This is a genomic window from Streptomyces sp. C36, from assembly GCF_040932295.1.
GTDB classification, from domain to species: Bacteria; Actinomycetota; Actinomycetes; order Streptomycetales; family Streptomycetaceae; genus Streptomyces; species Streptomyces triculaminicus.
Genome location: NZ_JBFQGI010000007.1, coordinates 184158 through 202246, shown reverse-complemented (window position 1 = coordinate 202246; position 18089 = coordinate 184158). Strand labels below are relative to the sequence as shown.

General features: G+C 70.7%; 21 protein-coding genes. 4 read left to right on the top strand and 17 right to left on the bottom strand.

Translation table 11 applies throughout. From position 1 onward, the window contains the following. Positions 1-38 precede the first annotated feature (38 nt). The 16 genes from AB4K12_RS22200 to AB4K12_RS22125 all read right to left on the bottom strand — a co-directional run bounded on the left by AB4K12_RS22200 (position 39) and on the right by AB4K12_RS22125 (position 12834). On the bottom strand, positions 39-1472 hold the full coding sequence (locus AB4K12_RS22200) for a phage portal protein (RefSeq protein WP_368436083.1): 1434 nt from the start codon (positions 1470-1472) through the stop codon (positions 39-41). Between the two features lie 28 nt (positions 1473-1500). Next, entirely contained in the window at positions 1501-1935 is a 435-nt protein-coding gene (locus AB4K12_RS22195; protein WP_368435860.1) for an HNH endonuclease signature motif containing protein, read from the bottom strand. A gap of 72 nt (positions 1936-2007) precedes the next feature. Continuing rightward, positions 2008-3240: a PBSX family phage terminase large subunit gene (locus tag AB4K12_RS22190; RefSeq protein WP_368435859.1), complete on the bottom strand. Its 1233-nt coding sequence runs from the start codon at positions 3238-3240 to the stop codon at positions 2008-2010. A gap of 6 nt (positions 3241-3246) precedes the next feature. Next, the gene (locus AB4K12_RS22185) at positions 3247-3693 is read right to left on the bottom strand and encodes a helix-turn-helix domain-containing protein (RefSeq protein WP_368435858.1); all 447 of its coding nucleotides are present in this window, start codon (positions 3691-3693) and stop codon (positions 3247-3249) included. A gap of 246 nt (positions 3694-3939) precedes the next feature. Beyond that, complete coding sequence (locus AB4K12_RS22180) at positions 3940-4359, bottom strand: hypothetical protein (RefSeq protein WP_368435857.1); 420 nt, start codon at positions 4357-4359, stop codon at positions 3940-3942. Between the two features lie 60 nt (positions 4360-4419). Next, positions 4420-5046, bottom strand: coding sequence for a hypothetical protein (locus AB4K12_RS22175; protein WP_368435856.1), 627 nt, complete (start codon positions 5044-5046; stop codon positions 4420-4422). A 120-nt stretch (positions 5047-5166) separates the two neighbouring features. Further along, on the bottom strand, positions 5167-6924 hold the full coding sequence (locus tag AB4K12_RS22170) for a hypothetical protein (RefSeq protein ID WP_368435855.1): 1758 nt from the start codon (positions 6922-6924) through the stop codon (positions 5167-5169). A gap of 162 nt (positions 6925-7086) precedes the next feature. Further along, a complete protein-coding gene (locus tag AB4K12_RS22165; protein WP_368435854.1) occupies positions 7087-7866 on the bottom strand; it encodes a hypothetical protein in 780 nt (259 codons plus the stop codon). 21 nt (positions 7867-7887) lie between these two features. Continuing rightward, positions 7888-8352: a hypothetical protein gene (locus AB4K12_RS22160; protein ID WP_368435853.1), complete on the bottom strand. Its 465-nt coding sequence runs from the start codon at positions 8350-8352 to the stop codon at positions 7888-7890. Then, positions 8349-8597, bottom strand: a complete 249-nt coding sequence (locus AB4K12_RS22155; RefSeq protein ID WP_368435852.1) for a hypothetical protein — start codon at positions 8595-8597, stop codon at positions 8349-8351. Before AB4K12_RS22155 ends, AB4K12_RS22160 begins: the two co-directional genes overlap by 4 nt. Continuing rightward, positions 8594-9289 (bottom strand): hypothetical protein, encoded by a 696-nt coding sequence (locus AB4K12_RS22150; protein WP_368435851.1) that lies wholly within the window; start codon positions 9287-9289, stop codon positions 8594-8596. The genes AB4K12_RS22155 and AB4K12_RS22150 overlap by 4 nt, the downstream gene beginning before the upstream one ends. Next, on the bottom strand, positions 9286-10242 hold the full coding sequence (locus AB4K12_RS22145; RefSeq protein WP_368435850.1) for a mucin-2: 957 nt from the start codon (positions 10240-10242) through the stop codon (positions 9286-9288). The genes AB4K12_RS22150 and AB4K12_RS22145 overlap by 4 nt, the downstream gene beginning before the upstream one ends. Before the next feature lie 184 nt (positions 10243-10426). Next, positions 10427-11314, bottom strand: a complete 888-nt coding sequence (gene recT, locus AB4K12_RS22140) for a recombination protein RecT (protein ID WP_368435849.1) — start codon at positions 11312-11314, stop codon at positions 10427-10429. Beyond that, on the bottom strand, positions 11311-12348 hold the full coding sequence (locus AB4K12_RS22135) for a YqaJ viral recombinase family protein (RefSeq protein ID WP_368435848.1): 1038 nt from the start codon (positions 12346-12348) through the stop codon (positions 11311-11313). Before AB4K12_RS22135 ends, recT begins: the two co-directional genes overlap by 4 nt. Positions 12349-12406: 58 nt before the next feature. Then, positions 12407-12619: a hypothetical protein gene (locus tag AB4K12_RS22130; RefSeq protein ID WP_368435847.1), complete on the bottom strand. Its 213-nt coding sequence runs from the start codon at positions 12617-12619 to the stop codon at positions 12407-12409. Beyond that, a complete protein-coding gene (locus AB4K12_RS22125) occupies positions 12616-12834 on the bottom strand; it encodes a helix-turn-helix domain-containing protein (RefSeq protein WP_368435846.1) in 219 nt (72 codons plus the stop codon). Before AB4K12_RS22125 ends, AB4K12_RS22130 begins: the two co-directional genes overlap by 4 nt. A gap of 253 nt (positions 12835-13087) precedes the next feature. On the opposite strand from AB4K12_RS22125, the gene AB4K12_RS22120 reads away from it, so the two are divergent. The 4 genes from AB4K12_RS22120 to AB4K12_RS22105 are packed head-to-tail and all read left to right on the top strand — an operon-like array spanning position 13088 to position 16761. After that, positions 13088-13534: a helix-turn-helix domain-containing protein gene (locus tag AB4K12_RS22120; RefSeq protein ID WP_368435845.1), complete on the top strand. Its 447-nt coding sequence runs from the start codon at positions 13088-13090 to the stop codon at positions 13532-13534. Next, positions 13518-14135, top strand: a complete 618-nt coding sequence (locus AB4K12_RS22115) for a hypothetical protein (RefSeq protein ID WP_368435844.1) — start codon at positions 13518-13520, stop codon at positions 14133-14135. Before AB4K12_RS22120 ends, AB4K12_RS22115 begins: the two co-directional genes overlap by 17 nt. A 36-nt stretch (positions 14136-14171) precedes the next feature. Next, positions 14172-15827, top strand: a complete 1656-nt coding sequence (locus tag AB4K12_RS22110; RefSeq protein ID WP_368435843.1) for a recombinase family protein — start codon at positions 14172-14174, stop codon at positions 15825-15827. Positions 15828-15843: 16 nt separating this feature from the next. Then, the gene (locus AB4K12_RS22105; RefSeq protein ID WP_368435842.1) at positions 15844-16761 is read left to right on the top strand and encodes a M64 family metallopeptidase; all 918 of its coding nucleotides are present in this window, start codon (positions 15844-15846) and stop codon (positions 16759-16761) included. A 46-nt stretch (positions 16762-16807) separates the two neighbouring features. Here AB4K12_RS22105 and AB4K12_RS22100 read toward each other — a convergent pair whose 3' ends face one another. Then, positions 16808-17986, bottom strand: a complete 1179-nt coding sequence (locus AB4K12_RS22100) for a winged helix DNA-binding domain-containing protein (RefSeq protein WP_368435841.1) — start codon at positions 17984-17986, stop codon at positions 16808-16810. Positions 17987-18089 lie beyond the last annotated feature (103 nt).

Sequence of the window (18089 nt, the reverse complement as noted above, 5' to 3'; positions counted from 1 at the left end):
TTCCGCAGGTCGCTGCCCCTCGGGGGCTGTCTTCAGGATTACGCGAGCGCGCCGAGCTGCATCGGGTCGGGCACTGCCGCGCCGGTCTCGACGAGGATGCGCTCGACCTCGATCTGTACGGCGTCGTCGTCCCACTCCGGATGCAGCAGCCGCACGCGCGTGTCGACGCTCACGGCTTGCGCCTGAGTGAGCAGGGAGAGCGTCTGCGCGACCGACTGCGGATCCTCCGAGACAGCGTCTCCGAACGCGATCTTCGGCCGCTCGGGGACGATCCCGGGGGTGAAGAGTTGCTGATCCAGGGCGAGCATCGTGTGCAGTGCATCGGCGACCGCAGGTGCCCAGTACCTGGCTTTGGTGTCTCGTGTGATCATGCTCTTGCGCTCGCGCGCGGTGACCTCGGTCGCGGTCGCGGCGGCGACCTGATCGCCGAGCCCGAAGCTTTGGAGACTGTAGCCGGCCGACCGTACGGCCTGCTGCGTCAGCGCATCCGCACTCGCCTGGTGCTCCTCGACCCGGATCGCGAACTGCGCCAGGGTGATTCCCGCGTTCTCCGTCGGCGGCACGCTCACCGTCTGCCAGATCTCGCGATCGGCATCGAAACTCGCGCCACGTCCCGGGCCGTGATCACGAAGGTAGGCGTCCGGCACGATCAGCCGGGCCCGCGCCAACCGGATGTCCCGCATCCAGCTCGACCAGACCTCGTCAAGCTCGTCGAACATGTCGTGCGCGCCCTGAAAGTCGGATCTGCCGTGCGGGGATTCGCGGTCGAGTCGGTGGGGCCTCATGTTGGGCACGTAGACCGCAGTGAGCATCGGCACCCCGGTCTCGATCGCGTCGCCAGCCGGCCCGAGCGAGGCGGCGAGCGGCGCGGTACTGGGATGCTCGGTGAGCGGCACGCGCCGGCCGAGCTGATCGGCCGTCCCCTGGTAGAGGCCATGTGTGATCAGGCCAGGCTCGTGGCGCTCCAGATGCCGCCACACGGTTGCGCCGCCGTCCGAGGACAGGACGCGCCAGAAGGTCACGCCGCGCAGGATGCCGAACACAAACTCGGGAACGGCGCGGTCGGCGTGCATGACGGTCAGCAGCGGACGGGCGACGAGCGACGCATCCCACGTGACGCGCAGGTACACGCCGCCGAGCGCGGCACACACCTCGGCCGCCTCCAACAGCGTGTTGGCCACGCCGTCGGCCTCGGCGAGCTCGGCGAGCCGGCCCTGTGTGGCGCTGTCGCTCACGGTGAACGTGGGCGGCTCGGAGAACAGCAACGAGGCGGATGTGCTGGCGATGTCCGCGGCGAGGGGGATGTGCATCCGGCGGTCGCGGTGACCGGGCTCGGGTCCACGGTGCCGTGACCACAGACGCCGATGCCCATCCCGCCGATGCCCGGCGTCCCGGTAGACGTGCGCGAGTCTCGTCCGGTCCCCGGAGTACCACGCATCATCCGTGCGCATCTCCCGGTACGCGGCCGTCATGTGCGCCGGCGGCCACGCCGAGCCACTCTCAGGCAGGGACACAGGTCACCCCCTGACGTCGTGCGCGGTTCTGAGCTGCGGCACGGCACCGCCGGCATTTGCGGGTTCCGTTGGGCGCTACGTAGGTGTTGGCGGCGTCGAAGGCGTGCCCGCGGCAGCAGTGGGTCTGACGGGCGCGGTGGGCCGCGGCACTGATGCCTCGCCGCACGTTGATCCGCTGCGTAACGGCTTCAAGGTGGTCGATCCGGACGCAATTGCGCCGGCGGCATAGGTGGTCGATCACGAGCCCGTCGGGTATCTCCCCATGCGCAAGCTCGTACGCGACGCGGTGCGCGGAGCGCACGCGATCCCCGACCCGTACCTGCCCGTACCCGCTCGGCTTGATCGAGCCCGTCCACTCCCAGCAGCCGTCATCGGTCCGGGTGACCTTGTCGAGGAAGCGGTTGGCCCACGTCGTATGCATCGCGTGTCCCCCTTGATGTGCGGAACCGCGGCGCGCCCCGGCGGGCGGCCGGGGCATGTTGGTGGTGGGTGGCTACTGGGCGCGCGCGAGGTGGTGGCGCCACTCGTGGGCGGTGGAGTGCACGGCGTAGCGCAGCGCGTCGCACGAGTGGTCGTTCGCCTTGATCGGCTGGTCCTCGCCGCGGGCGGCGGCCTGCTCCGACCATGCGTAGCCGGGTAGTTCGGCCAGCAGGCCGGCGCACGAGCGGTGGATGCGCAGCAGACCAGCGTCGAGCACGTTCGAGACGCTGCGGATCCCGTCCAGCACGGTGTTGTCGGCACGGGCGACCCCGGGGTGCCCGTCTGTCCACAACTGTGTGGAGAAGGAGGCGGCGCTCGGGTCCACGAACGTCCACTCGGGCGTAACGCCGAGCTCGTCGAGCCAGCCGCGTACGGCCGCGCTGTACTGGGCGTCGGTCATCTGCCGGTGGTGGGCGCGGGAGTCGTATCGCCACTCGGCGACCGCGTACAGCCGTTCATCGGCGCCGAGTCCGAGCAGGACCGCGGAGAACGGGTTGACGGTGCCGTAGTCGATGCCGAGCCAGTACCGACGCATCTCCGGCAGCTCGTCGACGACATGCTGCTGCTCGTCGTAGCAGTCGTAGACCGAGCCCTCGGCGACGACCCATGCGCCATCGATCATCCGGCGGCGCCATAGTCCGCTGTACTCGGCGGACAGTGCGGCAACGTAGGCCGGCGCTAGCGAGGGGTTGTCGGCGAGGCGGAAGTGAAAGGCGGCGAGGTCGAGCTCGGTCTCGCGGTCAAGGTACGACGCCTTGAGCCAGTGTCGCGGCCCGTCGGGGTTCGTGGTGGCCAGCAGCCGCGCCCCAGGCACGGACAGACGCGCGAGTAGCTGCGTCCAAAAGCCCTCGGGGACCAACGTCCCTTCGTCGACGTAGGCGAGGCAGGCCGTCGCGCCGCGCAGCCGGCCCTCGGCCCGCGCGTCCGACGCGCCGATCAGGTGGACCGTACGGCCGAGGATGCTTGCCGTGGTCGCGCCGCGGGTGTGTCGTACCTCCGCCGTGACGTCCGAGCCGAACAGTTCGGGATCTTGCAGCGGTTCGAGGATGTTGCGTTCGATCGTTTGCAGCGATCGGCCGCACAGCAGGATCAAGCCGGTTGCCGGCGCGCGCCGTATGGAGATCAGGAACGCGAGCAGCGACGCAATGGTCTTGCCCGACCGAACGCTGCCGTGCCAGATCGAAATGCGGGCGTTGAACGAGCGCCGGATCGAGTCGAGTTGCTTGTCTGACAGGGGGAGCGGCAAGGGCCGTTACACCCCCTGTTCGTCACCTCCAGCCGGCCCGAGCAGAGCGTCGGCGAGGCGGTCGAGCATCGATCCGCCGGTGCTTCCGGTGCCGCTGTGGCGAGCAAGCTCGGAGACGCGGACGTGTACCTCAGTCAGGGCGCGAGCGGCGGTGGCGCGGTCGCGCGCGTCGCGAGCGGAGTCCGCGCCGACGGTCTGCTCGACCTGGCACAGGGCGGCGTCGAGGGAGTCCTCGGCGAGCTGCTCGCGGCGTGCTGCAGAATCAGCGCGCCGCGCCTCGGTCGCTGCTGCGACCCGGGCACCGCCGGAGAAGGCGAGCCCCTCCTGTGCAGCGATCTTCGAGACGGTCGCAGCGCTGCGGCCGGTCTCCCGGGCGATGGCGTTGCGGGTCTTGCCCTCCGCGTGGAGCCGGCGCACCTCTGCGCGGTCCCGGTCGGTGATCGGCTCGGCCACGCGCTCACCTCCCGGGGGAACGGCGAACGCCCCGTCGCCAGGGGGGAGGGCGACGGGGCGTTCGGGTGAGAGGGCCAGAGTTTCCGGGCACGCCGGAGGCACGGCCAACATTAGGTCACGAATCGATAACGGCGCAAGTCTGTTCGGTGAGCTCTTCGAGATACGCTGTGCGCAGCCTCGGGCGGGGGTTGCTCCCGTCCGCGGTTAGGGCCCGTCCGGCGGTGGAGACGCAGGACGGGCTCGCCCTTATCCCTGGCTCCCCTCGGGGTTCTCCTGACGGCCGTTCTCTCGCAGGAAGCGGGCGACGTACGAGCCTGATACGTCAAGCTCACGCGCGATCTCGGTCGCGTTCAAGCCGTTGGAATTGGCGTCGAGGATCAAGCGCGGCGTTGCAGTCTGGGCGACCTTGTACGCGCGGCGGATGCGCCCGGCCTCGGCGAGCGTCAGATGCTCGGCCGCCTCGGCGTCCGCAGCCTCTGCGCCTGCCACCTGTCGGGCCCCCTCCAGGCGGGCAGCGACCTCGGTCGCGTGCTTGCGCTCGGCTGCCCGGTGCTTCTTGACGACGGCGATGATGTCCCGCGCGAGCCAAGTCACCTCCGGGTCGTCTTTCAGGTCCGCCTCGATCTCCTCGCGCGCCTGCTCGGCCTTGCCGTCTCGCTTGGTCATGGGAACTCCCTTGGGTGAAGAAGGCCCGCCCCGGTCGGCTCCGAGGCGGGCGGTTGGCGATCAGGCGAAGAGGGCGCCCTGCTCGTCGGCGAGGCCGGCGAGCGTCTGCTGCCCCTCAATGATCCACTCATCGCGCCACGTGCCCGCGGTGTCCTCGACGACCGGCTGCTCGTCGGCGGCGAGCAGGGTGTCGAGCAGGTTGCCGAGCGCGCCGAGCTGCTCGGCCATGGCGGCGGGCTCGGCCGTACCGAACATGTTGGGGACGTCCGGCGCCTCGGCGTCGAGCTGCTCGCCGAGCGCCGCGAGGCGCTTCGCGATCAGGCCGGGAACCGCGGCCGAAAAGGCGTCGAGGCCCTCGGCGGCGCGAGTGCAGTTCTTGCACACCCGCTTGCCGGTCGCGACCTGCTCGCCGAGCCCCTTGCCGCAGTAGCCGCGGGACTCGCCCGGAATTAGCAGGTGCCCCAGGCCGCCCTTGGCGCCCGCGGCGAGGCGCAGCTCGCGCTCGACCGGACCGGCCACGAGCACGGCGTGCGCGCGCTCGCACTGCTGGCACATGCGGGCCTCGCTCGCGGTGCGCCAGAGGTTCGCCGCGCCGGTGCCGCACAGCATGACCGGTGCGCCGTCGATGCCGCGGGCGCCGAAGTGGGGGGTACCGGCGCTCATGACGGCGTACTTGGTGATCTGCATGGGGGTTGCTCCCGTGCTCGGTGGGTGCCGGGTGGAGACCGGCGAGAACGAGATCAGCATACGCCGACATGAACTAGGTTCACAAGGGAGCGCGTGAACCTAGTTCATGCTCGTCGGGTGCTACTGGAAGAGCAGCCCCTGCTCGACCCCGTCGCCGAGATCGAACAATGCCTCCTCCATCACCTGCTGCTCGGCCGCCATCCAGCCGCTACGCCACGTACCACCCGCCTCCGGAGTCTCCTCGACCTCGCCCTCGGGCTCCTCGGCGGTGCACTCCTCGCACGTGTCGACGTGCTGCTCGCGGTGATCGGGGCACATCAGGTCCCACCCATACAGCGGGTCGTCGCTGTCGTCCTCGGCGTTCAGTTCGGCGGCGCGGTTGGCGGCCTGCACGGCGCAGTCGTACGCCTCGACGCATCCCTCGTCGCTGAACACGCCGGCCTCTTGGGTGGGCTGCTTGCGGGCGCACGTGGTGATCGGGTCGCCGGACACTTCCGGGCGAACGGCGATGTGGTGCAGGCACGCGGGCGCGGTCGGCTCGACTGCGGTCGGCGCCGTGCGTCGCGTGTCGTAGCTGCTGGCCGGGCGCCGAATCCACGTCCACGGGTCGACCAGTGCGCCGGGGACTGGCCCGGCCGGGGCCGACTCGACGGCGGCGGCCGTCTCCTGCGGGGCAGGTGTTGCGCCCTCGGCCGGCACGTGAGCGAACACGCACTGCGAGGAGCGCGTCAACTTCTCGACGACCCACCCGCGACGGCCCAAGCGGTCGGCGAGACAGTCAAGGCTCGGCCCGCGCCACGGGTCCTCGCGACGCACGATGCGGCCCTGTTCGAGCCAGTACACAGCGACGCGGCCGTGCTTGCGGGGGTCGACCAGGTACCCGCGCACGCTCTGCTCGTCCTCGGTCGGGTCGGTGACGTCGTGGTGCTCGGTCACGGTCGCTACGGCGAGGCCGTCGAGGGCGGCGCGGGCGGCGATGACGTCGGGGTGCGTGGCGTGGCGGGGCCAGCTTCCTTCGGTGGTCCCGGCGTGCTCAACGACGACGCCCTCGACGACGCGCCGCTCGACCTCGGCGACCGGCTGCTGCTCGGCCCCGGCCGCGGTCGGGGCCTGTTCGACGTCCGCGGGCGTCAGCTCGGACACCCACAGACGGCGACGGGTGAACCCACCCTCGCGCCGGATCATGGCGCGCACCTTCGGCAGGGCCTCGGCCGCTCGGGTCATGTCCTCGGCCGTAGCTCCCTCGACCCGCGCAATCTCGACACCGGCGCGGTTCGTGATCGTCCACGTGTCGGAGGGCTCGTCCCGCGCGGGCTGCTCCTGGTGCTCGGCGGCGGGGGCCTCGGCCTCGACGGCGGGTGCCTGCTCGCGGATGGGGGTGGACTTCGTGCAGTGCCGGAAGCGCTCGGGGGTCGCACCGGCCGCGAGCGCCTCAGCCTCGGCGAGGTTGTCGAACGCGCCGACGAGGGTCGAGGCGAGGCTGCATCCACAGTTGGTGTGGACGTAGGCCAGGAGGCGCATTCGACCGCCGCCCGGTGCGCGGTGGGCGCGGATGGAGACTCGTATGACATTGGCCTGCTCGGCGCGCTCGGCGTCGGTGGCCTCGACGGTGTCGGCGAGTTCTACAGCCGCGGCGGCGAGGGGCGACTCGGCGGCGAGGCGGCGGGCCTCGGCGCGCTGCTCGGCGGCTCGGTGGCAGGGGGTGCAGAGCTCGTGCCCCGTGTCGAGCAGGGCGACGACTTCCTCGGCGTCACGGTATGTGGTGAGCGCGCGGCCGCACAGGGTGTCGTCGGTGCGCGGCGAGTAGTGGATTCGCTTGCCGCGACCGACAGTGGCGTACGCGACGCCAGCGCGTTCGGTAAAGGTCGTCTGCTCCATGGGGGTTGCTCCCGTTGCTAGTTGGGTGCCGGGTGGAGACCGGCGGTGCGTGATCACCATAGGCGGAGATGAACTAGGTTCACAAGTGATTGCGTGAACCTAGTTCATGTCGGCGGGTGTGACTCCGGCCACCAACTGCCCCGCAGGACATGGGGGTTGGGCCTAGGCGGCGATCGGCGCCTCGGCTACCGGCCCCCCAGTGCCGAGCGCGGCGACGAGGTCGAGCAGGTCGCCCCACTCCCACACACGCCGCCCCCGACCGTCCAGCGCCACGGGCGCGGAGCAGGCCGGCCCGGTCGAGCAGGTCACAGCCGGCCCCCGCTCGGGCCTGGTGTGCAGGACGAGCAGGCCGGCGCACCAGGGGCACGGCCGGTCGGGCACCGGGGTCTCGCGCTGGTCGAGGCCGAGCTCGGCCAGCAGCCGGCCCTCGCACCGACGGGCGGCGAGGTGCGCCTCATACAGCAGGGCCTCGGGCAGGGGAGTGAACGGCGCCTCGGCGAGGGTGCCGTCGAGGTCGCGCTCGGAGGTGGTGTCCTCGTCGAGCACGCGCCCCTCGATCCACGTGCACGCCCAGTGCAGCCCGTAGGCCCTGCTGCCTGGCGAGGTGTCGCTGCGGTACATCCACCGGCGGGGGTCGCCGAGGGGGGCGTGCTGCTGCGCCTGGGCGGCGAGCAGGTCGGCGAGATCGAACAGTCGGCCCTCGATGCCGCGGCCGGTGTCGAGGGCGCGCAGGTTGAGCGGGGCGGGGTGCTCGCGCAGCACCAGGGGCGCCCGGGTCTCGACGAGCAGGGCGTCGTCGTCGCGCATGGTGTGCGCGAGCTGTCGCGGGGGCCAGACGTCCGCCGGCGGCGTCTCGATCGCGAGCAGCAGCTCGCCCCACAGTTCACGGATGGTGCGCAGCGCCTCGACGGTCTCGCGGCGCGCGATGGTGGCGCTGGTCATGAGTGGTCCCCCTCGGGTGGTTCAGTGTGCGGTCGCGGCGAGTGCCTGCCGCGGGGTGATCTCGCCGGTGCACACGCAGCGGATCGTTTCTGCGAGGTGCCAGTCGTCGCCGGCAAGTGAGTCCCTGAGCGCGTCGGCGAGCACGGCCGCGGTGGCGAGGTGCTCGACGTACGCCGCCTCCATGCCCTGGTGCCGCTCGTGCAACGCGTCGAGCTCCTGCTGCGCCCGGTCGCGGTCGGCCTCGGTCTCGACGATCGCAGCGTCGGCCGCCGCGACCCTGGCGCGCAGCCGGTCGGCGGCGGCTGTCTGTCCGCCGGCGGTGCGCCGTGCCCGGTCGGCGGCGGCGAGCTCGGTCTCGACCAGGACGCGCAGCAGGTCGGCCTCGGCGGGCAGCAGCCGGTCGGCGCGGGCGAGCAGGACGGCGAGGGACTCACGGCGGCGGATGCGGCCGAGCTCGCGGTCGGCTGCTCGGGTGCGGCGGCTCATGAGGGGTCTCCGTTCGTGCGGGTACGGCGGGGGAGCAGGCGACGGGCGAGACCCCCATGGGTCCGGCCCTCCTCCCGCGCGCGAGGCGCGACCGGTCGCGCGGGCGGGGTGCTGTTGATGTGCCATCCCTCGGCGGCGAGGCGGTCGGCGAGGCTGGCGACGATGAGGGTTGCGAGGTGCGGGTGCACATCGAGTTCGTCCGTGAGGTGGGCGGCGATGGCTGCGCGGGCGGCGGGCGGGATCATCGGCGGCCTCCGGAGGTGTGGCGGGCGCGTGTGGTGCGTGGGGCGGGCGGTTGACACATCACGTGGGAGACGTGCTCTGTGTAGGCGCGCTGCCGTAGGTCGTGGGTGTGCTCGCGCAGCTCGCGCCCGCTCGGGGCCTTGCAGCGCGAGCCCTTGCGGGCGCGGCAGGTGTGGAGCGGGCACGCGACGTCGAGCTCGGGGAAGGCACGGCGTCGGGCGCCGAACCCCTGCTCGGCGAGCTGCTCGACGATGGCGGCCGGCATGTACGGGCGCTCGGGTTCGTCGACGGCATGGCCGATGCTGGCGGCCAGGGCGAGGACGTCGCGGCGGGGGCCGGCGCCTATGGCGTGGGTGATGGTGCGGGTGGGCAGGGTGCCGTCGGCGGCGGCGGTGATCTGTGCGCGTCGGCGTTCGACGAACTCGGCTCCGGTCTCTTCGGGGTTGCCGTCGTAGACCGGGTGGGTTGCGCCGATCCGGGTCTCGCGGATGCGTGCACGTACCTCTCGGACGCGTGCCGGGGTGATCCACTGATCGGTTCGGGCGTAGTGCTCGGCGACGGCGGTGCGGGTGTCGTGGTCGAGGGGGATGTCGCGCAGGGCGCGGGCCCATGCGTGGGCGTCGGCCTCGCCGATGGTGCGGCGATCGTAGGCGGCGCACAGGGCGAGGAGCTCGGCGGCGTCGGCGGGTGTCATGTGGCTGTCTCCTGTTCGCGGAGTCGGGCGGCGAGGTCGAGGCCGTCGCGCACGCGCTGATCGGTGGTGGAGGGCCGAGCGGTGCGAAGGGCGACGACGGTCGCCCCGGGGCCGGTCGAGGTGGGCATGTGGGTGGGCATGGAGGGGAGGGAGCGCCAGCCGGCGAGGAAGTACCTGGCGGAGCGGGGGCGGGTGCGTGCGGCCTGCCATGCGCCGCCGGCGTGGTCGACGAGGATCTGCACGCCGCAGCGCTCGATTAGCGCTTGCAGCAGGACCCATTCGGCGGGGGCGAGCTCCCATGAGACGGCCATACCGGCGGCGGTCATGGCCTCGACGAGGGGGCGTACGGGCTCCGCGATCCGCGGCCCGTCATCGGGGCTCGCTTGTTCCCTTCTACTTCCGTAGGAAGTAGAAGGGCTTGGCTTGGTGCTGGCTTGGGGGCCTGTGACGCCCTCGACGGTGTCACGCTGTGACACCCCCTCTTGACCTGCGATTTCTTCCTGAAACTGGGGTGCGTTTCGAGGCGGGTTCGTGGACGATCCGCGCTCGTTTCGCTCGCGATCCGCGGCCGATTCGTCGCCGATTCGACCCTGATTCGCGCGCGTTCGGCTCTTGGCCTTGCGCTCCGCGGCGGCGGCCCGGTTGGCCTCGACCTGCGCACGGGTGGAGTTCCGGCCGCCCTCGAAGAAGTCGTGCACGATGAAGTCGCCGGCGGTCGGCTGCGGGCACCGCGGGCAGTCGTGGCCCTGCTCGTGCCACAGACCGACGGCAACGAGCTTGCGGGCCTGCGGAGCGGTGCCGTACTGCCGGGCGACGATGCCCGGCACGTGTCCCTCGGTGAGGTGCTGCGCCGAGTAGGCCCCGCAGCGCAGCCACAACCCCAACGCGGCGTTCCCGGCAGCGATCACCTTCGGGTGCATGTGGCTGCCGTCGTCGATCTTGAACCACGCCACGGGGTGGACGCTCCTTACGTACGGGTGCGGGATGGGGCCTCGGGGCGGCCGGCGAGGGCCGCGGGGGTGTGGAGGGGGCACCGGTAGCCGGGCAAGTAGCGGCGGGCGCCGGGGGCACCGCAGTAGCGGCGCCCCTGCCCGTCCCAGTGCCGGCATCGGTAGTCGACGGCCGGCCGGTCGATCACTACGCGGCAGCCGGCTCGGCAGCCTCGGGCCAGCCGGTGAACTGCTCGGGCACGTCCTCGACCGTGGCCTGCTCGCCACCCTGGGCGGCCTGCTGCTCGACGATCTCGCCCTCGATGTACTCGCCGGGCACGTCGAGACCCTCGGGCGAGGCGTCACGCCGCACGGTCTCGTCGTGCGCCACGGCACGCGCGAGCTCGGCCGACTTCGGAAGCAGCTTGAACAACCGCCGGATGGCGGTCTTACACGCCATCGCGTCGTAGTCGGACTGCCAGGGCCCGAAGTCGCGGGCCTTGCTGCGCTTCCGGATCGCCTCGACGTCCTCGACGCTGAGCACGACGAACGCCGAGCCGCCGTTCGTCAGCCGCGCGACGGCGTAGTAATGGGCGGCCTGCCCTCGGGAGCCGCGGCCGGGCCGGTGCCGCAGCTTCGGTTCGAGGCCGTACTCGTACTCGAACTCGTCACCCTCGTGCACGACATGCGCATCGAGGCCGGCGGCGAGCGGGTGCTGCCAAAAGAGCTTGATCATGCCCTGATAGCCGATGACGAGCTGTACCTCGTACGCCCGGACCTTCTTGTTCCAGAACGGCAGCAGGTACGCCTCGCCCGACACTCCGCCGGGTTCGAGCCCGAGAGCCGAGCAGGTCATCAGGGCGCCGGCGAACGACTCCTGCGTGCACTCGGCGAGGTGCTCGACGCGCCGCAGCTCGGTAAGAGCGATCCGGGCTATCCGATCGGCGCCGCCCATGTGGGCAGGCAGGGCGCGCTCGATCTGCGGGCGCATCGTCTCGACGAACTGAACGAGGCTGGCCGGGCGGTGGGCGGGCTGGACGGCGGGCGTACGGGTGGTGGCGCGCTGGGCGACACGCTCGGCAAGGTTGGTGCTCATGCGGCGCTCTCCTGGTGGTTCGGGACGACAAGGCGTCGGGCGCGGTGGGCCCGGAACTCGTCGGGGTGTTCGGCGGCGAGGCGCTTCGTGTCGAGCGCGTCGACGCGGCGCGTGTACTGCTGCGCGAGGGTGGGGTGCGCGGCGGCGAATCGCTTCTGCGAGAGCGGGCCGTTTTGCCGGTACGTGTAGGCGACCGAGCCCTGCACCGTGACGACCTCGGCCTCGCCGGCCGCGGCCTTCAGCCGGTTGTCGACCTCGCGCAGCTCGTCGGCGGTCCGGGCCTCGCGCGTTTTCAGCTCGCGTCGCCGCTCCAGCAGCGGCAGGACCTCGGCCGGGTCGGCAACGGTCACGGCGTCGGCCTGGACGTCGTAGAGGTGGCCGAGCAGGCGCTCGGTTGCCTCGGACCCGTCGACCGCCGGCGGGGTGCCGTCGCGTACCCCCTGCCAGAAGCGGCCGACGATCTCGACGAGGTGCTCGACGAGCTGCTCGTCGCGCTCGACACGATGCACGATCAGCCGGTTCCCGCCGAGCAGGGCGGCGACGTGCGCGTTCCGGTAGCCGGTGACGGCGAGGTACCAGTGCGTTTGGAGCGCCGGGCCGTCAGGCACGCCATGCAGCCACTCGTCGAGCTGGTAGGCGGAGCGGGTCTTGATCTCCAGCAGGCTGGACGGGGTCGACTCCCCGGGTTCGAGCACGTGTCGGTCGAGGTTGGCGAGCATCCACCGGCGCTCGACATGGGCGAGCGTTCCCGGGCCGTCGACGACACCGAGGCCGGTTCGTTCCGCGAAGACTGCGGCGATGGTCGGCTCGTGCTGGTGTCCCCAGAACGCGGCCTCGGCGAGCTCTGCCGGCTGCGGGCGGTCGAGCGGGAGCTCGCCCCGCTTGTCGAGGTAGACCTCGTACGGTGACGCGTACTTGCTCATGCCCAGTACCGCGGCGATCTCGGAGCCGCCAATTCCCGTGCGGCGGACGGCGAGCCACTGCTCGCGGTCGAGGCCGGCGGGGGCGACGACCGCGCCCGTGGGGGTAGCCATGCGGGGCGCCTGTGCGGCAGTCACAACGGCTCCAATCGGTTGGATGGTTCGGAAGCGTTCAGGCAGCTAGGCGCCGCTCGCCGTGGCGGGCGCGTCGCGCCCTGATGCGTTGTTCGAGCTCGTCCACGGACGGGCCGATCCAGGGGCGATATGCCGCCTCGGCCTGTTCGCGGGGCGTCATGCGGGCGCACACTGCGGCGTCGCGGACAAGTGCGGCAGCAGCCGCGGAAACGGCCGCTCGACGGCGCGTTGCGCGCTCGATGTCGTTCATGCCGCCGCCGTAGTCAGCAGCTGCTCATGGGTCAGGTTGTAGCGGTCGCCGAGCGCGAAGAGCGTCGCGGCGGCCGGCGCTCGGTGGCCGGAAAGCAGCGCCGAGAGGGTGCTCTGCGGTACGCCGGTAGTGCGTGAGATGTCAACAGGGCGCAGGTCACCCGCGGCACGGGCAACCGCCAGCAGCACCGGAGCGTTTAGTCGGATCAAGGACATACCCACCTCCTTCTTCCTTTCTCGAACGAGCGATCGATCGAGGTAGGAAGAACCTAACCGGGAACGATCTTTCGCGCAAGGAAGTTGTGAGCGGTGCGTGACGCTGCGGTGTAGGGTCCGTATCGGTCTAACGTTCGACTCGGGGGGTCTATCGAGCCAAAACGAGGGTGGTGTGTCCGCGATGGGCGGGTTGTCTATCTTCCTCGGTCGGAAGCATTAGTAACTTCCGTTCCCGGAAGGTAGGGTCGCAGCCATGCCTACCGACGAGAACGCCGATCTCGCGAGCGCCTTCGGGTCATACGTCAAAGCCGAAGCTAGACGGGCCGGCTATGCCGTGGATGACCAGCGCAGCGGAGCAAAGGCCAAGCTAGCGGTTGACTCGGGGATGAGCCCCGCAGCGATCAGCCGAGTTCTGAGCGGAACCTCGCTACCGCACCCGACACAACTTGAGGGACTCGCAAGAGCCCTCGGAGTCCCAGTAACCGAGCTATTGGTGAGGTCAGGAGTCGTGACCGCAGAAGGGCTGACCGGGGCCCCAACAAAGCCCCGACCGCCCGTCACGGTCGACGACATCGCCGAAAAGCTAGGGATCCGCTCCGAGGCAAACGTCGAGGTCCTGCGGGGCGTCGTGCGCACGCTACAAGAGGTCGAGTCGCACACCGCCCATACCGCAGAAGGGAGAAATGCAGAAGCTCAATAGTCAGGGGGAAATCATGTGCTTCGCAGGGTGGAAGGATCACCACAAGCTCGCCGCCGTCTCAAGCGTTACAGGTGCCATCGTCGGTGCCACGCTCGTCGTTCGTGGAGACAGCTACACGAACGACGCGGAAATCGCGTTCGGCGTGATCCTCGTGCTCCTGTCCGTCGGCCTGATCTGCCTGTTCGCCCTCCGGGGCTGGATGGAAGAGCGCATCAGGGATGCTGTCGGCCGCACTGAGCACACGCTCGAACGGGCCCGCACCGACCACCAAGCCAGCACCAGCAAGCTTGAGCGGGAGCGCAACACCCTGCACGAGTCCCGGCTCGAATACATGGCAGCGCTGCGGCAAATGCAGTGGCGCGAGGAAGAGTTGACCAAGGCAAAGGCCGCATGGGAGCTTGACCGCGAGGCCGAGCTGATCAAGGCATACGCCCTTGGGCTGGAGCACGCCAACGCCAAACACGTCCCGGAAGAGGACGCGCAACCTGCCGTCGTGCTCGACCTTCAGCAGTGGAAGAGTCAGCGCGCCGCCGACCAAGAGCCGCAGCGCATCAAACCGCACCCGAGGGTCGTCAAGACCGACGACCCCGGATGTGCCTAACCAACAAATCCTTCGTCTACCAGTGAGGTAAGCGAGTTGGTCAGCACAGCCATGCCCATACGCGGCATACAGAAGCCAATCCCGAGCGGGCTCAAGCCCGCTCTCGGGTACATACGCGTCAGCCTGGCGCGCGAAGAAATGATCAGCCCAGACCTGCAGCGCAAGGCCATCCTTCAATGGGCAGCGCGCACCGGGCACTACATAGTCGACTGGGTCGAGGACCTCGACAAGACCGGCAGGAACTTCAAACGGCGCATCATGGATGCGGTTGCCTGCATTGAATCGGGCGAAGTCGGCGTCATCGCCGTATGGAAGTTCTCCCGCTTCGGACGATCCAGATACGGCCAGGCCATCAACCTGCAGCGCATCGAGCACGCCGGCGGACAACTCCTGTCAGCAACCGAAGACATCGATGCCAGCACGGCCACCGGCCGACTCCAGCGCAGCATCATCATGGAGTTCAACGCCTACGAAAGCGATCGAGCCGCCGAGCAGTGGGTCGAAACCCACGACCACCGCCGCGCAAGCGGACTGCCAGCAGTAGGCAGGGCGCGCTTCGGCTACGACTGGTACCCCCGGAAGATCCCCAACGGGCGAGGTGGATGGACAGTCCAGGAGGAGCGATACGAGCCCACCGGGCAAGAACCCACCGACGCGGTGAACTGGGCTTACGACGGCTACACCGCCGGCGAGGTGTCGTACGCCCAGATTATGCGCACGTGGAACCTCGCCGGCTACACCACCGGCATTGGAACCCCGTGGACGCGCACAGCCGTCACCGGGTACATGGACTCGGGCTTCGCCGCCGGCCTGCTCTACGTCCACCGTCGCGAGGTCCACTGCCCGGACCGCGGCGAGTGCAAAGACAGATCACACATGGAGCACATCCCCGGCGCCCACGAAGCGCTGATCGCCCCTGAGAAGTGGGAGGCGTATCAGGAGCTCCGCGCACGGCAGTTGGAGAACACGGTGCCGAAGCGCGCCGACTCGGGTTACCTCTTCACGGGCTTCACCTGGTGCGTGCACTGCCATGGGCGGACCCAAGCGCAGAACACGGGCAGGAGGAGGAAGGACGGAACCAAGAAGGATCGATTCATCTACTGGTGTCAGACCAGGCTCGACGACATCACGGCATGCATCGGGGGGCGCATTCATCTGGAAGACCTGGAGAAGCAGGGGCATAAGTGGGTCTTGAAGGTTGGCGACGAGATCCAGAAGCTTGCCCTACGCATGCCGATTCCGGAGCTGCCCGAGGAGGTCGACGACACCGCGCAGCGACGGAAGCAGCTGGAAGCTGACGTCTCGAAGTACACCGCTGCCATGGAGAGGGCCCACATGAAACAGGCACTCGCCGACGAGCCGGCCCCGGACGACGTCCACAAGGCCACCATGCAGCGGCTCAAGAAGCTGCGTGACGAAGCGCAGCACGCGCTCGACCAGTTGCCGGAGCCTGCGATTATCGGCGACCCCGTCGACTTCCTGCCCATCGTGTTGGACCTCGCCGACGGATGGGAGGAGATGACCAACGCCGGACGTCGGACCGTCATCGCGCAACTGCTGCGACGCGTGACCATGGATCGCGACGGGAACCTTCAGTGGGCCCCGATGTGGGAGCCGGACCCGTTCCCGGAGAAGCCCGAGACTCAGCTGAGGAAGGGCTCTGTAGTTCAGCGCAAGCTCGCGAAGCGATGACGTATACAAAGGCGGGTTGTTAAACGTCTGGGCCGTCGACGCCGTCTCGCACGACTCCGGCGTCTCGGGCGACCCGGCCCAGGGCGTCACCAAGGACACCGCGCTCCGCTCCGGCTTCTTCTGCGACGGCGTCGAGCGCCTGCTGTGCGTCGACACCGCCAGAGTCGAGTCGTACGCCGCCAAGGCGCCGGCCGCCGACCTGGTCGTGGTGCTGTCCAACTCCACCAAGTACGGCGGCGCCGGCTACAACGACGTCGTCTCCCAGGTGGGCTACGACGGCGTGGCCACCGCCTCCTCCGACCACGAGAAGTCCGACCAGGTCGCCGTCCACGAGACCGGCCACTCCCTGGGCAAGCTCGCCGACGAGTACCAGTACGACGAGTACGGCACCTACACCGGACCCGAGCCCGCCGACGTCAACACCAGCACGTTCGACTCCGGCCGCATGACCGGCGAACGCGCGAAGTGGTACCGCTGGATCGGCCGGACCTCCCCCGACGGCGGCACCGTCGGCACGTACGAGGGCGGCGGCTACTACCCCCGGGGCCTCTACCGGCCCACCGAGGACTCGATCATGAGATCGCTGGGCCGCGAGTTCAACCTCCCGGGCCGCGAGGCGATGATCGCGGGCTTCTACCGGCACGCGAGCGTGCTCACCAAGGCGGCCGGCTCGGACGGCCCCACGGCCGGCCGCGGGCAGCGCGTCGCCGTCCGGCTCCCGGTGGCCACCACCGAGGTCCGCTGGTACGTCGACGGCCGCGAGGCCCGCGCGGTCCGGGGCCGCACCTCGGTCGTCCCCCGCACGCTCGGCGTCCTCGCCGACGGCCGCCCGCACACCCTGACCGCGGGAGGGGTCGACCGTACGGACGCCGTCCTCGACCCGCAGCTGTCCAAGCGGCTGCAGGGCCAGGTGTCGTGGCAGGTCACGCGCTGACGGGGCGGAGCGCCCAGGCGGTCCCGGGGCGCGGTTCGCGGCCGGCCTAACGGACCAGCTCGCGCTCCAGCGGGGTGCGGAATCGCGGTGTGACGCGCGTTTCGCCGATCCACGAGGACAGCCGTTCGGCTTCCGCCGCGATCGCCGCCCCCGCCTCCCGTCCGGCGTCCTCCAGGAGCCGCCAGACGATCTCGCCGTTCGCCCGCTGGGCCCACCCGCCGACGACTCGGCCGTTCCACCACACCGTGGGCCCGACGTTGCCCGCACGGTCGAAGAGGAACGGGACGTGCCCCGGGTCCAGGTACCAGTCCCGCTCCCGCCACCCCATGGCCGTGGGGTCGAGCCCCGGAAGCAGCGCGGCCCAGTCCCCGGCGGGGGCGTCGTCCTCGAGGTCGCCGGGCAGCGCGAGGCCCGCGCCCGACCCGAGCCGCACGTCCACCGCGCCCACGTCCGCCAGGGCCGTCCGCGTGTCCCGCAGCGTCCAGCCCGTCCACCACTTCAGGTCGGCCTCCGTGGCGGGCCCGTAGGCCGCCAGCCAGCGCCGGACGAGCTCCGCCCGCGCCTCGCGCACCGGCATCTCCGGCAGCGCCGGCGACGGCGCCCACGCGTAGAGGCTGCTGGTCCACGAGCCGCGCGGCCGGCTGCGCCGCACATGCCCGTCCGAGGCCAGCATGCGCAGCACCCGGCTGCCGACGCTCTGCCGGGACTCGTACGGCTTGCCGGGCGACATCAGGAGCGTCTCCTTGAGCGCGGGGACGTCCCGGCCCAGCTCGGCCGTCGTCGCCTCGCCGCGCGCGGCCAGCGCCTCGAGCGCCGCGCGTTCGGTGGCGGCCAGCCGGTGCTCGTCCCAGGGCGCGCCGCCCTCGGCGTTCTCGCGCAGGGACTTCAGCAGCGCCGCCCTTTCCCGCCGGGCGATCTCGCGGGCGGTGGAGGAGCCGACGCAGGGGGCGACCTCGGTGGTCACCGCGAAGAGCGTGCGCCGCATGGACAGCAGCTTCACCAGCGTGACGTGCTCGTACAGCGCCCGGTCCACCGCGCCGGGCGACGGCTCGGCCAGGCGGGCGCAGGCGGACAGGTAGACGGTCGCCGCGTCGGTGGCGTGCAGGGCGACCAGGGCGTCGGCCACGGCCTCGACGGAGGCGGCACGGCGGTCGGGAGCCAGGAGGTGGCGGGTGCCGAGGCGGGCGCGGCGCTGTTCGTCGCCGATGCGGGGGGCGGTGCTCATGGGGCGACCGTAGAGGGCGATCAGGTCGGATGGTGTCCTACATGTGGTGTCCCGCATCAGGACACGAAGAAGGGGAGCCGGATCGATCCGGCTCCCCTTCTCA

What these genes read in the sequence shown, in the direction of transcription:
- AB4K12_RS22150 (WP_368435851.1), bottom strand. Translation starts at nt 9,289, where the DNA reads ATGACACCCGCCGACGCCGCCGAGCTCCTCGCCCTGTGCGCCGCCTAC.
- AB4K12_RS22120 (WP_368435845.1), top strand. Translation starts at nt 13,088, where the DNA reads ATGCCTACCGACGAGAACGCCGATCTCGCGAGCGCCTTCGGGTCATAC.
- recT (WP_368435849.1), bottom strand. Translation starts at nt 11,314, where the DNA reads ATGAGCACCAACCTTGCCGAGCGTGTCGCCCAGCGCGCCACCACCCGT.
- AB4K12_RS22155 (WP_368435852.1), bottom strand. Translation starts at nt 8,597, where the DNA reads ATGATCCCGCCCGCCGCCCGCGCAGCCATCGCCGCCCACCTCACGGAC.
- AB4K12_RS22195 (WP_368435860.1), bottom strand. Translation starts at nt 1,935, where the DNA reads ATGCATACGACGTGGGCCAACCGCTTCCTCGACAAGGTCACCCGGACC.
- AB4K12_RS22135 (WP_368435848.1), bottom strand. Translation starts at nt 12,348, where the DNA reads ATGGCTACCCCCACGGGCGCGGTCGTCGCCCCCGCCGGCCTCGACCGC.
- AB4K12_RS22125 (WP_368435846.1), bottom strand. Translation starts at nt 12,834, where the DNA reads ATGTCCTTGATCCGACTAAACGCTCCGGTGCTGCTGGCGGTTGCCCGT.
- AB4K12_RS22165 (WP_368435854.1), bottom strand. Translation starts at nt 7,866, where the DNA reads ATGACCAGCGCCACCATCGCGCGCCGCGAGACCGTCGAGGCGCTGCGC.
- AB4K12_RS22160 (WP_368435853.1), bottom strand. Translation starts at nt 8,352, where the DNA reads ATGAGCCGCCGCACCCGAGCAGCCGACCGCGAGCTCGGCCGCATCCGC.
- AB4K12_RS22175 (WP_368435856.1), bottom strand. Translation starts at nt 5,046, where the DNA reads ATGCAGATCACCAAGTACGCCGTCATGAGCGCCGGTACCCCCCACTTC.
- AB4K12_RS22170 (WP_368435855.1), bottom strand. Translation starts at nt 6,924, where the DNA reads ATGGAGCAGACGACCTTTACCGAACGCGCTGGCGTCGCGTACGCCACT.
- AB4K12_RS22200 (WP_368436083.1), bottom strand. Translation starts at nt 1,472, where the DNA reads ATGACGGCCGCGTACCGGGAGATGCGCACGGATGATGCGTGGTACTCC.
- AB4K12_RS22115 (WP_368435844.1), top strand. Translation starts at nt 13,518, where the DNA reads ATGCAGAAGCTCAATAGTCAGGGGGAAATCATGTGCTTCGCAGGGTGG.
- AB4K12_RS22100 (WP_368435841.1), bottom strand. Translation starts at nt 17,986, where the DNA reads ATGAGCACCGCCCCCCGCATCGGCGACGAACAGCGCCGCGCCCGCCTC.
- AB4K12_RS22180 (WP_368435857.1), bottom strand. Translation starts at nt 4,359, where the DNA reads ATGACCAAGCGAGACGGCAAGGCCGAGCAGGCGCGCGAGGAGATCGAG.
- AB4K12_RS22130 (WP_368435847.1), bottom strand. Translation starts at nt 12,619, where the DNA reads ATGAACGACATCGAGCGCGCAACGCGCCGTCGAGCGGCCGTTTCCGCG.